At 52.3% G+C, this 14801-nt stretch carries 14 protein-coding genes and 1 riboswitch; of the genes, 7 read left to right on the forward strand and 7 right to left on the reverse strand.

Annotated elements, in window-relative coordinates:
- Window positions 1–2: 2 nt before the first annotated feature.
- Window positions 3–749, forward strand: coding sequence for a VIT family protein (locus tag V2P20_RS17525; protein WP_331820576.1), 747 nt, complete (start codon window positions 3–5; stop codon window positions 747–749).
- Between the two features lie 677 nt (window positions 750–1426).
- Window positions 1427–1567 carry a hypothetical protein gene (locus tag V2P20_RS17530; RefSeq protein WP_331820578.1) on the forward strand — a complete coding sequence of 47 codons (141 nt, stop codon included), beginning with the start codon at window positions 1427–1429 and terminating at the stop codon, window positions 1565–1567.
- Between the two features lie 428 nt (window positions 1568–1995).
- Here V2P20_RS17530 and V2P20_RS17535 read toward each other — a convergent pair whose 3' ends face one another.
- The 3 genes from V2P20_RS17535 to V2P20_RS17545 all read right to left on the reverse strand — a co-directional run bounded on the left by V2P20_RS17535 (window position 1996) and on the right by V2P20_RS17545 (window position 3744).
- Complete coding sequence (locus tag V2P20_RS17535) at window positions 1996–2556, reverse strand: hypothetical protein (protein ID WP_331820580.1); 561 nt, start codon at window positions 2554–2556, stop codon at window positions 1996–1998.
- Between the two features lie 104 nt (window positions 2557–2660).
- Window positions 2661–3131: a VOC family protein gene (locus V2P20_RS17540; RefSeq protein ID WP_331820582.1), complete on the reverse strand. Its 471-nt coding sequence runs from the start codon at window positions 3129–3131 to the stop codon at window positions 2661–2663.
- A gap of 142 nt (window positions 3132–3273) precedes the next feature.
- On the reverse strand, window positions 3274–3744 hold the full coding sequence (locus V2P20_RS17545) for an Lrp/AsnC family transcriptional regulator (protein WP_194971000.1): 471 nt from the start codon (window positions 3742–3744) through the stop codon (window positions 3274–3276).
- 181 nt (window positions 3745–3925) lie between these two features.
- Here V2P20_RS17545 and leuA point away from each other — a divergent pair, with 181 nt between their 5' ends.
- A complete protein-coding gene (leuA, locus tag V2P20_RS17550; RefSeq protein ID WP_331820584.1) occupies window positions 3926–5578 on the forward strand; it encodes a 2-isopropylmalate synthase in 1653 nt (550 codons plus the stop codon).
- Here leuA and V2P20_RS17555 read toward each other — a convergent pair.
- Window positions 5575–6579, reverse strand: coding sequence for a helix-turn-helix domain-containing protein (locus tag V2P20_RS17555; RefSeq protein WP_331820586.1), 1005 nt, complete (start codon window positions 6577–6579; stop codon window positions 5575–5577). The two genes, leuA and V2P20_RS17555, sit on opposite strands and share 4 nt — an antisense overlap.
- 510 nt (window positions 6580–7089) lie before the next feature.
- Here V2P20_RS17555 and V2P20_RS17560 point away from each other — a divergent pair.
- The gene (locus tag V2P20_RS17560) at window positions 7090–7653 is read left to right on the forward strand and encodes a hypothetical protein (RefSeq protein ID WP_331820588.1); all 564 of its coding nucleotides are present in this window, start codon (window positions 7090–7092) and stop codon (window positions 7651–7653) included.
- A gap of 1 nt (window position 7654) precedes the next feature.
- Here V2P20_RS17560 and V2P20_RS17565 read toward each other — a convergent pair whose 3' ends face one another.
- Entirely contained in the window at window positions 7655–8659 is a 1005-nt protein-coding gene (locus V2P20_RS17565) for an AAA family ATPase (RefSeq protein WP_331820590.1), read from the reverse strand.
- 325 nt (window positions 8660–8984) lie between these two features.
- Window positions 8985–9076: riboswitch (cyclic di-GMP riboswitch) on the forward strand.
- 41 nt (window positions 9077–9117) lie between these two features.
- Between V2P20_RS17565 and V2P20_RS17570 the strand changes: the two genes are divergently transcribed.
- Window positions 9118–9963: a choice-of-anchor P family protein gene (locus tag V2P20_RS17570; protein ID WP_331820592.1), complete on the forward strand. Its 846-nt coding sequence runs from the start codon at window positions 9118–9120 to the stop codon at window positions 9961–9963.
- A gap of 144 nt (window positions 9964–10107) precedes the next feature.
- On the opposite strand, the gene V2P20_RS17575 is transcribed toward V2P20_RS17570, so the two are convergent.
- Both V2P20_RS17575 and V2P20_RS17580 read right to left on the reverse strand, forming a co-directional pair.
- Window positions 10108–10776 (reverse strand): response regulator transcription factor, encoded by a 669-nt coding sequence (locus V2P20_RS17575; RefSeq protein ID WP_331820594.1) that lies wholly within the window; start codon window positions 10774–10776, stop codon window positions 10108–10110.
- Window positions 10773–12134 (reverse strand): ATP-binding protein, encoded by a 1362-nt coding sequence (locus tag V2P20_RS17580; RefSeq protein ID WP_331820596.1) that lies wholly within the window; start codon window positions 12132–12134, stop codon window positions 10773–10775. The genes V2P20_RS17575 and V2P20_RS17580 overlap by 4 nt, the downstream gene beginning before the upstream one ends.
- A 214-nt stretch (window positions 12135–12348) precedes the next feature.
- Here V2P20_RS17580 and V2P20_RS17585 point away from each other — a divergent pair, with 214 nt between their 5' ends.
- Window positions 12349–12867, forward strand: coding sequence for a DUF2380 domain-containing protein (locus tag V2P20_RS17585; protein ID WP_331820598.1), 519 nt, complete (start codon window positions 12349–12351; stop codon window positions 12865–12867).
- A gap of 179 nt (window positions 12868–13046) precedes the next feature.
- Window positions 13047–14573, forward strand: a complete 1527-nt coding sequence (locus V2P20_RS17590) for an Ig-like domain-containing protein (protein WP_331820600.1) — start codon at window positions 13047–13049, stop codon at window positions 14571–14573.
- The last annotated feature ends 228 nt before the right edge of the window (window positions 14574–14801 follow it).

A 14801-nucleotide genomic window follows, 5' to 3' on the forward strand; every position in this document is an offset into this window, starting at 1 on the left:
ATTTGAGACATTCTGAATTACATCGCGCACACCGTATTGGGTGGTTACGCGCAGCCGTGTTGGGCGCCAATGATGGCATCGTTTCAACATCGAGTCTTGTGATTGGGGTCGCTGCTGCCCATGCCGACCTTCATGCCATACTGGTAAGTGGGACGGCCGGATGGGTAGCCGGGGCCATGTCTATGGCGGCTGGCGAGTACGTCTCTGTCAGTTCCCAAGTTGATACTGAGCAAGCCGACCTAAGACGAGAAGAACAGGAACTGGCGGAAAATCACCATCATGAAGTGCATGAACTAAAAGCCATCTATATCGATAGGGGACTCAAACCGGAACTTGCCCAGCAAGTTGCAGAGCAACTTATGGCTCATGATGCCTTGACGGCGCATGCACGCGATGAGTTAGGGCTAACTGAAATCACCACAGCCCAGCCCTTACAGGCAGCCGTAGTTTCTGCCCTGACGTTTTCCCTGGGAGCATTGCTACCACTTTTGATGGTTATGGTTTTCCCTTATTTACCTTGGACACAAGCCAATCAAATTATTGTAGAGCTAACAGCATCGGATACCCTGCCGCTGATTGCCACAGTAGGTTCTATTTCCTTGTTATCATTGATGCTGTTGGGCGGACTATCTGCTTGGACCGGTGGCGCCTCTGTGTTTACTGCCATTGCCCGTGTCACGTTCTGGGGCATGTTATCAATGGGAATTACCGCCGGCGTCGGCTTACTTTTCGGAACGGTGATTGGATAACATTTTGCAGTTCTGCCGCAAAATTTAAACGAATGTGGAGAATGCCTATTTGGTAAACAAAGTTATCCTGCTAAAGCCGTAAACAGTTGATAAGCTGGTATGTTCTTATCAGTTAGTTAATCTTTACGGATAATCTGTTGAGGCGACAGTTATTACAACCTACTCAAAGCCACACTGCGCCATTCTACTGCGTCCATATTGAGCTAAGATTACCCTAGCCATGCCGATTAAAAGCGCCAGAATGGCTAACCGCGGCCGAGGCGAGTAGTTAGTTTACGGACGCTTTCCCGTAACACTGCCTGCAAGGGATCATTCTGCTCTGGCTTATTTAGGGCCATGACATTACTATCTGTCACGGCGGCGTTTTTCTTAGGCGGATGGTTGATCTGGGGAGATCTTGACCAGCAGGTTACACCGCTTGCTTCTCTATGTCACACACCAGAAATGATCATACCTCGTGTAAATTATCAATGGGATCTTCACATAGCGTTTCTTTAAACTTTAATAATAAGTAGGAATTTTATGAGGCGATTTATTAGTCTAACGCTAGCTTTAGCCGCGTGCACTGCGCAAGCGACTTCTTTTCAATTAGTTCCTTTGGTTCTCGACAACGGAACCACAATCAAAGGCACTATCGATACGGACGGAACAACGGGCTATTTGACCCAGCCAATATCGTGAACTGGGATATCAACGTCACCCAAACTACAGACATTGTTTATACCGATACGGCCTATACGCCACCAGCCAACGAGGCCACCACCGTGGTGGTAACTTCGCCTCCCGAAGTGAGCGGCGTAATTACCGGCTATTGGTGAAACGGTCTCCCAATACTAACAACTTTGCCGATGGAGGCAGTCTACTCTTCCGTGCAGGGAATGAGGAGCCAACGTCGGTTGCTGTAGCTGATTTTACTAATTACACAGCTTGGTATTATAACGATTCCATTATTGGGGCCGTTGGCGGATGGGTTGATGCATTGGGTATGGTGCTTGGGGCGCCATTGACACTTGCACCGTGTCGCACGAACAGCCGGGATTCCAAAGTGGCGCAACTCGTAAATAGACCGTTCATCAGCAAACACATAAGAAATCTGCTGAGCAATGATATGAAACGGCTATTTTTCATATGAGATTTAACGCATGATCATCGGTAACTTTATATTGGTTTAATCAGATCGGGGCGACAATGTTTCTTGGCCTGCCTATAAGCCATGATGTGCCAATAAGAGAAAGTTCTAGCAAAATCAACCATTTGATTTGCGAAAATGGTCTGAACTTCTGAGTTTCTCCATCAGTTTGCGGACGAACAGGCGCGGCCCGGACAGCCGGTTTTTAAGCCATTCCTTCACGGACTTGAGCCGGGCGATGATATGCCGATGGATGGCGCTGGACTTGATCTTGTGTATGGCCAGTTCCACCAGTTCGTACAACTGCCTGAACCAGCCGAAGGTCATGAGTTGTTGCTTCGAGATGTTAAAGAGCCAGAAGGTGAACGCGGCGATGGGAATTTTGCCGGCATACAGCAGCGTGCCGGAGATGATCTGGCCTGTAGCCATCAGCTTCAGCGCGACGATGCCCAGCAGTTCCACTTGCGTGAACAACGCTAAAAAAATGACCAGCAGCGCATGGCGGTCGAGCCTGGAAATCATGGCCTCGACTTTCTGTAAAATTTTGAGTCCGTGTATAAAGTTATAAACCGGCTCGGCTATCTTGTCCCAGACCAGCTCTTCCAGAACGATATAAATGCCCACCAATAATCCCAAAAAGAGGTCGGCGATTTTGGCGATGAATTTTTTCAACATCATATGATTTCCATAACGCTCGTTGTCAGCGTTCCATTGTATAGCAATTAACTGCAATCAACACCGGGGCAGAGGCGGCATCGGCCTCATCTGCCATTCGGCCGGCCTTATCCGCATTGCGCACTGAAAAGCGCTTCGGCGCGCCTGCTGATCTCTTCATGCGACAGGTCTTCGATGCGCGAAGCCAGATACCAGACATGCCCGAAAGGGTCTTGCAGGACGCCGGTACGGTCGCCGTAAAACTGATCCAGCAAGGGGCTGATGACTTTCGCCCCGGCATCGACGGCCTTCGCAAATTGCGTATCGACATCTTCCACATATAAATACAGGCCGACGGATGAGCCGCCCTGCGCTTGGGGACTGAGCAGCGGGCTTCGGCTGCAGGCTTCGGACAACATGAAAGATGAGTCGCCGATCCTGATTTCCGCATGCCCGATCTCGCCGTCTGGCGTAACCAGCCGGAACACTTCGGCCGCATCGAACGCGCGCTTGTAGAACTCGATGGCTTCAGTTGCGCCTTTAATGCACAGATAAGGGGTGATGCTGTGGTAACCGTTGGGGATGGGATTGACTGTCATGACTGTTCTCCTTCCGAAATGAACATACCGGACCGCTTGATATGGCCGGAAGCGGACGAGGGCAGCTTACGCCAACTCGTCATTATTAATGCCTTAGACCTCATTTCCGGACTTTGTTGCCCTTTTAGTTCGTAAACAAAGGCTACAAGTGATGCAGCGGCAAAACAGTCGTATCGATGGCCTTGCGCAATACGAAACTGGACTGTACGCCGCTGACGCCGTCGATGCGGGTCAGTTTGCCGAGCAGGAATTCCTGATAATGATCCATGTCCGGCACGATCACTTTCAACAGATAATCCGCGGACTGGCCGGTGATCAGGTAGCATTCGAGCACCTCGGGCCAGGCGCTGACAAGGGCTTCGAAGTTTTCGAACCGTTCCGGCGTGTGCAGGTCCATGCTGACCTGAACTACAGCGGTCAGCTTCAGTTGCAGCTTGGCCTGATTCAGCAGGGTCACATGGCGGTCGATGAAGCCGCCGTCTTCGAGCTGTTTGACTCGTCTTGAGCAGGGCGAGGGCGAAAGCCCTATCTTGTCGGCCAGTTCCAGATTGGAAATGCGCGCGTTTTTTTGTATTTCATCCAGAATGCGTCGGTCTGTTCTATCTAGTTTCATAACAATTCAGCAGGGTCGTTTTCGGATTTAGGCAATGGCGGAAATGATTATACAAACAGATGATGATCAGTAAGCAATAATTGCTTAAAAAGCTGTTTTTGCCGGGATATTGGCAATCATTCGCTCAAGCCTTTTCCCTATACTGTGGCTTCATTTAACGATACTTGAGCGAGGAGGCATTATGAATACAGCACAGCGAGCGGTTTTCGATCATCATAAGTACGAGCCTTGTCCAGTCATCAGCCTGCCGCAACGGCAGTGGCCCGACCGGCGGATTGAACAGGCGCCCATCTGGTGCAGCGAGGATCTGCGCGACGGCAATCAGGCGCTGATCAATCCCCTGACCATCGAGCAGAAAACGGCTTTCTTCAAGCTCTTGGTGGAGATCGGCTTCAAGGAAATTGCCGTCGGCTTTCCTTCGGCCTCCCAAACCGATTATGACTTTATCCGCCTGCTGATCGAGCAGCGGCTGATACCGGACGATGTCGCGGTATCGGTGCTGATGCCGGCGCGCGAAGCGTTGATCCGGCGCAGTTTCGAAGCCTTGAAAGGCGCAAAACGGGCCATCATGCATTTTTATAATTCCACGTCCAGAGCGCAGCGCGAGCAGGTCTTCAAGATGGATAAGGACGGCATCATCGCGCTGGCCGTGGACGGCGCGCGCGTGATGAAGGAATGCGCTGCGGCGCAGCCGGAGACCGCGTGGCAGTTTCAGTATTCGCCGGAGAGCTTTACCGCGACGGAACCGGATTTCGCCGTGGAAATCTGCAACGCCGTCGCCGATGTCTGGCAGCCGACGCCCGAGCGGCCGATTATCTTCAACCTGCCGTCGACGGTTGAAGTCTCGACGCCGAATGTCTACGCCGACCAGATTGAATGGTTCAGCACGCATATCCGGCATCGCGAGGCGGTCATCATCAGCCTGCATACCCACAACGACCGGGGCTGCGCCGTAGCGGCCGCCGAACTGGGGCTCATGGCCGGCGCCCAGCGCGTCGAAGGCACGCTGTTCGGCAACGGCGAGCGCACCGGCAATGCCGATATCATGGTCATGGCCATGAATCTGTACAGCCAGGGCGTCGATCCCGAGCTGGATTTTTCCGACCTGGGCTCGATCAGCCGCCAGGTCAGCCAGTTAAACCAGATTGCCGTGCATCCGCGCCATCCCTACGCGGGCGACTTGGTGTTCACGGCTTTTTCGGGCAGCCATCAGGATGCGATCAAGAAATGCCTGGAAGCCCGCCGGCCGGGGCAGCCGTGGAACGTCGCCTATCTGCCCATCGACCCGGCCGATGTCGGGCGCGATTACCAAGCGGTCATCCGCATCAACAGCCAGTCCGGCAAAGGCGGCGCCGCTTATATCATCGAGCGGGAACTGGGCTTGCAATTGCCGCGCTGGCTGCAGATTGAATTCAGCCAGATCGTGCAGCGCCGGACCGAAGCAGAGGCCCAGGAGATAAGCGCGCAGCAGCTGGTGACCTTGTTCGAGCAGACCTATCTTGCCGTGCAGCCGGTTTACCAACTGGCTGGATTTCATCTCGATCACGACCGGCATGAGACGATTTCTGCGCGTCTGGTTTCGGGCGCAGGCGAGATAACGGTGGCAGGAACCGGCAACGGCGCGCTGGATGCGTTTGTCAACGCGCTGGAACGGCAGTTGGGTCAGGTTATCGAAATCACCGACTATCACGAGCACGCCATAACGGCTGGTAGCGATGCCAAGGCGGCTTGTTATGTTAGGCTCAAATACAACGGCGGGGCGCATACCGGCATAGCCTGCCATGACGATATCGTTACCGCTTCGCTGAATGCCGTTTTAAGGCCTATCCGTTAGGCTTTCGGCTGCTGCCGGTAGTCTGTCGGCGAGCAGCCGAAGCGCTGCTTGAATGCGCGGCTGAAGTGCGACAAATCGTTGAAGCCCCAACGGAAGGCGATGTCGGAAAGCCGATGACCGGCATGGATCGGATCAATCAGGTCTTTCCGGCAGTTTTCGAGCCGCCGCTGCCAGACATAGCGCATCAGGGAAGTGTCTTCGTCCTTAAACAAATCATTGATATAGCGCGGCGACAAGCCGACGCCGCCGGCGATCCTCGCGGTATCGATATCCGGGTCGGCAAGATGGCGTTCGATGAATGCCTTGACTCTGTTCAATGCGATGGAACGGCTTCTGGACACGTTGAAGTTTGCCGGGCGCACGGAGGCCAGCGCCAGCGTCAACAGATCAAGGGAATGCTCTGCCAGCGCGGAAAATTCCTGCGCATTCAGTTGGCCGGTCTGGCTCGCCGCAGTGCGGATGAAATTGGCAGCCACGGAACCGATGCCTTTATTGCCGGGGATGCGCAGCGCCGCGCAGTGCTCAATGCCGGCTATTCTGTCCCTGAGCATCGGCCGCGGGACCGAAACGATCAGTTTCGAGAAGTGCTGCGGGCAGTGTATGCGATGGGGCAGCGTGGCGTCGTAAAGCGTCATATCCCCCGGCTGCAGAACAACGGTTTTGCCGTTTTGCTCCAGCAGGTAGCCGCCTGAGAGCAGGACGACCGCAAAGTAGGCATCCTGACTGACCAAATGCGGCTCGCGCGGCAGCCGCTCCAGGCAAATGGCGCTGGACCGTATGGCGGACAGGCGCAGATTCTGCCACGGGTATATCGTCATTTCATTGAACAGGCTGCCGTCGGCCGGCGGTGTGACTTCGACATTGGCATATTCCCGCCCTATCACTTCGCGCAGCCATTCATGCCGCTTTCGCACCGGCAGATCAGCGGTCGATAGCTTGATTCCCTGCGTCATGCCTGAATCTTTTGAGGGCTCCGAGGCTATCGGGCTATGAATATCCATAATCAAAACTCCTAACTGATGTTACGCAGTAAGTTGAATTCAGATCGGTTTAGCAAAGTGTCGCTAGCGCGACGGTTTGGTTTAATCGGGTTCTCGCACCCGAAGGCGAGTTCCTTTTCTTTGCGCGGCCAAAGAAAAGGAACCAAAAGAAAGGCCGCCCGGTTGCCGCTTGCATCCTGCGCTCCTCGCTTTTAACAGGGGTTGCCAAAAGGGACTCCTGTCCCTTTGGCAACGCGCGGCCTCCCTGCCGCGCCCCTGCGGGCCTAATCTGTTAAAAGCTCCGGTGCTCGGCGCGGCAAACGGGATAAAATCGTCTGTGCGTAACATCAGCTCCTAATACAGAAACTGCTTTTGCCAATATTAGAGGCAAGCGCGTCGCGTGTAAACGGCCTATTGCCGTTCCAGTCAAACAGTTGTTCCGTCCAAGGCAGGCGCGTGATCGGCTGTGTATTTATACTGAAGAAACAGCACGAATTTAAATGAATAGGGCAGAACATGAGGCAATTAGGTATGGATCAGGATTCAAGACATGCGGGCAATGTGCTTTTAATCAGAGGCGCCGTTTTATGGCTGCTGGCGGCGTTGGTGCTGGCGTGGTGCATGGTGGGCATGAATTTAGGCATGTCGCCGCTCAAGCTGGTTTTTCAGGGCAAGATCACGCGCTTGCTGCAGGCGCATCTGGATTTTCTGTTAATGAGCGCGCTGCTGTTCGGCTTTTACGCGGCCAAGGTGCCGCTGCCCTGGCATGTGCGCTGGGCCATGGTGGTCGGCGCATTCACCAATCCGAGCCTGTTTCTTCTGCAGGCCGTATTTCCGGTACTGGATGCGCCAGTTCCGGCCGAAGGACTGTTGCCGGCGGCTTTTCGCCTGTTTCTGATGATGAGTATCACCATTACGAGTTACGGGTTTGGCAGGGGCGCTGTGATTATTTTATTGTCTACATTCAATAGGAATAACTTCGGCTTGGAAAGCTCAGGCAGGGCTTCCGGGTTCAGGGGAATGTCAAACGAAGGCAAGGAAGCAATACTGGCGAAGCAGTTGCCGGTCAGGTCGGGAAACAGCAATCTCTCTTAAACTATCCAGCTTCCGGGAACTCAACCTGAGCCAAGCGTTGCAGGAACAGTTCCTGGCACAAGCCGCGGTGATGCAGCTCTTCGCGCAGTTTCTCAATGCGCTGGGCAGCGACGCTGTTTTCGCAAAAGCGATAACTGACGATGATCAACAGTTTCGCTTCAGAGCGCCGAAATGCCAACAAGGCGATTAAGTCCAGAGTCGCTTGATCAACCCATTGCGCGTTATCGATAATTAGGATAAAGGTCGAACCGGTACTTATATTCTCAAAAAATTCGGCGGCCTCTCTCAACATGCGGCGCGTATTGTTTTGGGAGACTTTTGGAATGATGGCTGCAAGTTTGTCATCGCTCAACAGATTCGACATCTGGAAGAGCCAGGTCGGGGCAGTCTGTTCCAGACGCTCAATCAATGTTTTTCCGGAAGGCTCTCGGCAACGGCGTTCCAAGGCCTCCAATAAGGGCAGGAAGGGTTCCGCGGTCCCGTGCAGTTGCACGCCCCGGGCACGGAGTACGGCCAGGTTGGGGGATATGATTCTGGAAAGGAACATATCGATCAGGGTAGTTTTGCCCGCGCCGCGCTCACCGCTCAGAAAAAACAGGCATCGCTCTTTTCTAGCCGCCTGATGAAAGGCTCGCTGAAGCAGATCCAATTCCGAAAGGCGTTCAATCCAGGCCGGTGAAGGCTCAATTTTAGGTTGGTAATGCAAAAGGATAACATTGTCATGAGGCCGATTAACGGCGACATCGGCCAGAAAACGGTAGCCCCGCCTGTTGACCGTTGATATAAAACGTGGTGTTTTGCAATCGTCCTGCAAAATATTGCGCAAGGAATTAACGGCCAGCCGTAATGCCGAATCATCGACAATCCGGCCATCCCACACCGCATTGAACAACTCTTCCCGCGATATTAACTGACCTGTGTGCTGCAGGAAATAAAGCAATAAGCGGTAAATCTTGGGCGGCAAACTGACAGGCGTTTCACCATCCCACAGTAGTTGACTAGCCATTTCTAGACGAAACGAGCCAAATTCATAGATAGAATCTTGATCCATTGACACAAGCATAAAAAGCCTGAATAGAATAATTCCAGACTCTAACACAAAAATAACAAATTGCTAACAACTTGCAGATGTGGCCTGAGTATACTGGCGTTAATTAAAAAAATTAAGTTGTTTTTAAGTTGTTTTTAAGGTGCGGTACGATCAACGTACTGAAACCAGGTGGAATTGCTGGAATTGGAGAAGTAAAAAATGGAGACGATGTTGAAAAAGCTTTTTTCAATCGAGTGCTTCCATTGGCTTTACTTTGTGGCTGGATGCCGGAGACGTTAAAAAATATAAAAGCCAAACTCGCCGCGAGGCGGGGACGGAAAGCTACGGGTCTTTAATTAAAGGTTAATGATAAAAGACGGCTGGGTTGCAAATTATTTTTCAACATAATTTGTAGTATTTTGGAATTTATAATAATGAAAAAACAAGCTTATTTTTTGGGAGCAGCCGCATTAACGCTGGCATCTGTTACTTTTACCCCAAGCGCGGGCGCCGCGATCGTTAGTGCTAACAGTGAAGGATATGGGCTCTTTGTAAATCTGGATGTTCTAAACTCAAACTTGCTGTCAGTAACAACACCTGCAGGTATATCGGGAACAGCTCCGGCGCCATATAGTCTGAATAACGCGCTTTTAGATCTTAATGCTGGCGCCACTATACTAGGAGTTCAAGCTCATGCCTCAGCCGATACAATTAATGGATCGGCGAATTCCAATGTTGATGGATCGGCCGGCAGTAAAACCACTGGCGCGTCCGGTGGCGTCGAAGATTTAAACATCAATGTTGATCTGTTGTCGATTTTGGGTCTTGAAAGCCTGCTTGAGCTGGATAATTTGACTTTAAGCTCCAGCGCCGAGATAACGGGGGATTATGGCAACCTGACTGCCTCAGGAGGCGCTAATATCACATCGCTAAGCTTGAGCATATTAGGTCAGGATATCCAAGTTGACGCCAATGCCGGCGCAAATTCCTTCATTGATTTAAATGCACTTGGACTCATTGGCGCCACTTTAATTCTCAACGAACAGATAGCGGATTGCTCCGATTCTTTTTGTTCAATGACGGTCAATGCGCTGCGCTTATCCTTAAATGGTCTAGCCGGCTTATTTGACACCGACATCATCATCGGACACGCCTATGCGGAAATGTCGGCTGAGAATATATCAGCCGTTCCCGTGCCTGCGGCAGTCTGGTTATTCGGCTCGGCAATGGTTGGGCTAGCCGGTTTCTCGCGCCGTAAAACAAGCGCTTCAGAGGCTTGATCCGGTCAATTAGAAATAGCTCGAAAGGGGGCGCAATGCCCCCTTTTTTAATGGCGCATCAACCTGATGAAACACGCTATAGCTTCTGATTACACATTCTTTAAGCTCATTGGACCGTGATCATTTGGGGACGGATTAAAGCGCCTACAGCGGCCCCGACAGTTCCAGCAGGCTGACCACGTTCATCCTGATGGCCAGACGGGTCAGTTCGATATCACTGGCGACGCCCAGTTTTTTCTTGATCAGGTAATGGCAGTTCAGCACGGTTTTTGGGCTGATATGCAGCAGGCGGGCGATGTCTTCGGTCGGGCGCGCTTCGGCCAGCAACCGCAGAATCTCGAATTCACGCACGGTCAGGTCTTCCAGCGCGATGCGATCGGCCCCCAGCTTTTCCAGGGCAAGCGCCTGGGCAATGTCGGCGCTCAGCGTGTGGCGGCCGGCATGGACGTCATAGACGGACCGGATCAGGACATCGGGCGCACTGCTCTTGGTGACGTAGCCTAATGCCCCAGCCCGCGCGGCCTGAACCGCAAATCCCGGATGCTGGTGCATGCTGAAAACCAGGATTCTGGCATCGGAACGGCGCTGCCTGATGCGTGCGATAACCTCAAACCCGCCCTGGCCGGGCAGCGAAAGATCCATGATGACCAGATCGGGATTGCATTCCTTAAAGCGGGCATAGGCCTCCAGGCCGTCAGCCGCCTCCGCGACAATCTCCAGTCCAGGTTGCTTTGCCAGCAGCGAGCGGTAGCCTTCGCGGACGATGGCGTGATCGTCTACCAGCAAGATCCTGATGTGCGACGAGACCGTCATGCCGGAGCTCCTGTCGCAGGCTGCAACGGCAGCCATGCCCGGACCATCAGTCCGCCGGTCTGGATCGGAGCCAGTGTCAGCTGACCGCCCAGCGCCGTCACGCGCTCGCGCATGCCGAGCAGGCCGATGCCGGAACTGTCTTCAAACGGCAGTTTATCGGCGATGCCGTCGTCTTCTACCTGCAGTTCTACAAGTCCACCAGACAGCTTGATCATGACTTTCGCGTTGGCGGCGCCCGAATGCTTGGCGATATTGGTCAGGCATTCCTGCACGATGCGGAAGATGTTGACAGGCACGGGCTCGGGCAGTTGGCCAAGATCGCCGTCGATGGTCAGCTGATAGTGAATTTTGCCGCCGTTTCGGGCATTCCAGCCGGCTATCAGGCTGTTCAGCGCGGCCGACAGTCCCAGTTCATCAATATCCATGGGCCGCAATCGCAGCAGCATGCCGCGCAACAGATCCATCATGTGGCCGGTAATGCGGGCGATGTTTTTGCCTTCGGGAACCAGCGCAAGGCAGTCCTGTTCCGCCGTCTGCATCATGGAGGCAGTGACGGCGTTGATGGCGGCCAGACATTGGCCGAACTCATCGTGCAGCTCGCGCGCCAGATAGCGGCGCTCTTCCTCCTGGATGGTCAGCAACTTCAGGGCCAGCATCCGGCGCTCGGCGAGCAGCTGCTGCTGGCTGGCCGCCAGTTGATTGATGGCTTGGCCGGTACGCTGCCATTCGGCCAGCTCGAAAGCGGGCAGGCGGGCAGACAAATTTCCATTGCTCATGTTTTCCAGGCCGGCAACAATCACTTGCGCCGGCCGCAAGGCGCGGTTCACCGTGACATAAACCAGCAGGCAAAGGGCCAGCACGGTTGTTGCGGACAGTCCCATCAGGCCGCGAAGCTGTTGCCAGGCGCTGGCGATCTCGATTTCGGCGCTGGGCGCGACGATGACGTCGCCATAAACATGGTTACGGAAGGCAACCTGGCGCATAGTCTCAAAACCAGGCTTGAACGTCCACCGGTAAATGTTTTCGAACCAGTCCGGCCCGCTTTGGGCAGAGGTATTGCCGCCGCTGCAAACACTGCGGACCTGATCCCCGACTGCCGGTATGAACCACACGCAAGCGCCGGAGATGGCGCCCATCTGTTGCCATAGCCCCAGATCAGGGAAGCGCGCCGTGTGATCGAAGCCCGCATTGATGCGCAGCAGCTGCAATTCCAATTGTCTGCCTATTGAGTCAGCCTTTGAACGGGCCTCATGCCGGAATTCCTGATCGGCCTGATACAGCATCCAGGTTGTCGTTGCGATCAGGCAGGCAAAGCCGATCAGGATGATGCGCGATAGCAAATGAAGTTTCAGATTCATAGTAATGTCGGATGAGCTTTTTTGCTGACCATCAGGCGGTTTGAGGCACGGTGCGTCTTTGCTCGCATTTTATGCGCCTGTGGCCGGTATGGAAAGCTGCCTTGATAAGGTCGGGCAAATTGCCCGTTTTTAGCGGGCAACGATCGGGTTACTGGCATGTGCATGCCCATTAATCTGGCAACTGCCGCCAAGGCAGGTTTTCAAGAGGAGAAAGATGATGAAATTAATAAGCGTGCGTTTAATCTCAGTATGGGTAATGCTGAGTATGGGGCTGGTTTTCAGCGGGGCCGTTCACGCAAGCGTCCGCATAGCGGTTTTGAATTTCGAATTGAACGATATAACTTCCATGCCCAATACGCCGGACGAGCTTGTGCGTACGGCTACATTCAGACCGTTGCTTGAACAGGCGATCAGCCGGGCCGGTGACTACGAAATCATTCATATCACTATCAGTGAACAGGCGGCTGCCAATGCCGGGTTCGGCTATCTTTTCAAATTCCACGATGTTGCGGCCGCGCTGGCCAGGCAGTGGAATGCCGACTGGGTCGTGGTCGGGCAGCATAGCAAGCCCAGCTTCCTGTTTTCTTATTTGATGGCGTATCTGGTCAATGTGAAAGAACCCGATCTCTCAGCAAGATACGCTATCGAGCTGAAAGGCACGCATGAGAAGGTGACGAGGCGCGGAATCGATGCGTTAGCGAAAAAGATTCATGCTTCGATCAATCGGATGTGAATGCCGATGGGCTGTGCACAAGATTAAGCCGACTCTGGCCGCACTCCTGATCTACGGTAACAAATAGCGGGAATCTGTCCGCTGAGCATTTTTGTGGCCCAGCTTGACTATAAGCCAAACTGAACTATTCTCAGATTAACCCGATTAACTTGTCCGTAAGATCACAGGAGTGTATCTCAATGTTAAAAAAGATTTCCCCTTTATTATTGCTCTGCTCATTTGAGCTGTGCGCCGATCCTGGGCCCTTAAAGGCGCCCGGAGGCTCCACTGGCTCCGTAGATCCCGTAGCACCTGTAGAAGCGCAGCTTGTGGCAATTGATGATAGTGTCACCGTAATGCCAAATAATGTTGATTCTGTGACTGGCGATGTGATGGCAAATGACATGAATGGGACAACTGTTTACCTTAACAATTCGCCAGCCAGTGATTATGGCACTCTACTTTTAAACTCTGACGGTAAATTTACTTATACATTGTATAAAAATGCCCCCAGCATCAATAAATTGTTGGCTGGTGAAGTTGTTACTGATCCTTTTTCCTATACCCTTATCGACCAGTATGGCCAAAGCGCCACTGCGAAATTGAATGTTACTATTATCGGCAACCCGGTCGGTGCTGATGGCAATACCATTTTTGAACAGCCGAAGGATGAGCTTTACGACAATGTGGATGTTGAATTTAATGACCGTTCTGCCGATGCAACACCTCTTAATTCCACCAGAAACATTAAAGGGCATTTGCTTCATTCGGAAGATAAAGATTGGTTTTTCCTACACAGTGCCGGTAACGAAATTATCAAGCTTGCCGTTTGTCCACAGGGCAGCAGTTGTTTCGGCAAGAAAAGCTGGGTGTTGTATGTATTTGACAGCACTTTGCTACAGCCTGAGATGGAAGAACTGAGTTTTCCGTTTCAACGTTGGGTGACCGAGACTGGCGGTACCAAAGACATACTTGGAAATACAATTCTGGATAATAGTTGGGCGGGTAGCTCAAACCACATGTATCTGGCTTACAGGTATGGCCTCTTCGATGGAGCTCTCATCGGTATAGTCGATCCTTGTTATGATACGACTAATTCTGTTGAAATCGGTGTTCCTCCAGGGGAAAGAGATTACATGATTGCTATTTCCTCGCCTCTAAAAGGAGATGCAGACAAAGAAGCCGAATGTGGTCAAGGGTCGGTTGTTTTACGTAAACCTGGATTCCCTGTAATTGGTTTGGATTCAAAAGGGGTGGCTAAAAGCTATGGAACTACACAGGAATATGTTACAGCTTTCCCTTTTAGTGATGATCAATACACTATCAATGTAACTAGCACTGGTCTCGATCCATTATCGTCATCACTCCATCCTTTATTATCAACATCGGCAGTTGAAAAGTCGTCGACATTCAATGGCTCTGTCGGCGAACTGGATATCCCTAAAGTCAAGGTTGATGGCAAGTTCTATGAGGCGCGCTTAGTACGGCAAGGCCCAGCATCAGGTGATACCTATAATTTCGCTCTATCAGCGCTTAATGAACTTGGCGCTGGAGAGGTTGCCGATCCATTCCAGGCCACGTATAACCCGGCTAACCAACAAGTGTTAATCCCTCGCGTGACCGATGCCGGCAGCGGCAATGCTTTTTCTGTCGTTATGCAATATCATCCGCCGGTTAACGGTATTGCCGAATGGCTGGAAGCGATTGCTATTACGCCTATCAAATAGCCTGTAGACGGACGATATAGCCCCTTGCCTCAGCAGTTTTCTAAGATGTCTCGGAGAGACTGTTTTATTTGACTGCTTGAGGCAATTGCCTCAAACAAAAGATAAGCCTGTTTTGGTAGTGGGTTAAATCTGTAATTTGGCATGAATATCCAAGCCAAATTCAACCTTGTTAATCAGTAATCCGATGACCGTATCATGCAGGGTTTCCAACTTTGAGAAGCAGATTGT

The organism is Methylobacter sp. Wu1, from assembly GCF_036553575.1.
In the GTDB taxonomy this organism is placed as follows: domain Bacteria; phylum Pseudomonadota; class Gammaproteobacteria; order Methylococcales; family Methylomonadaceae; genus Methylobacter.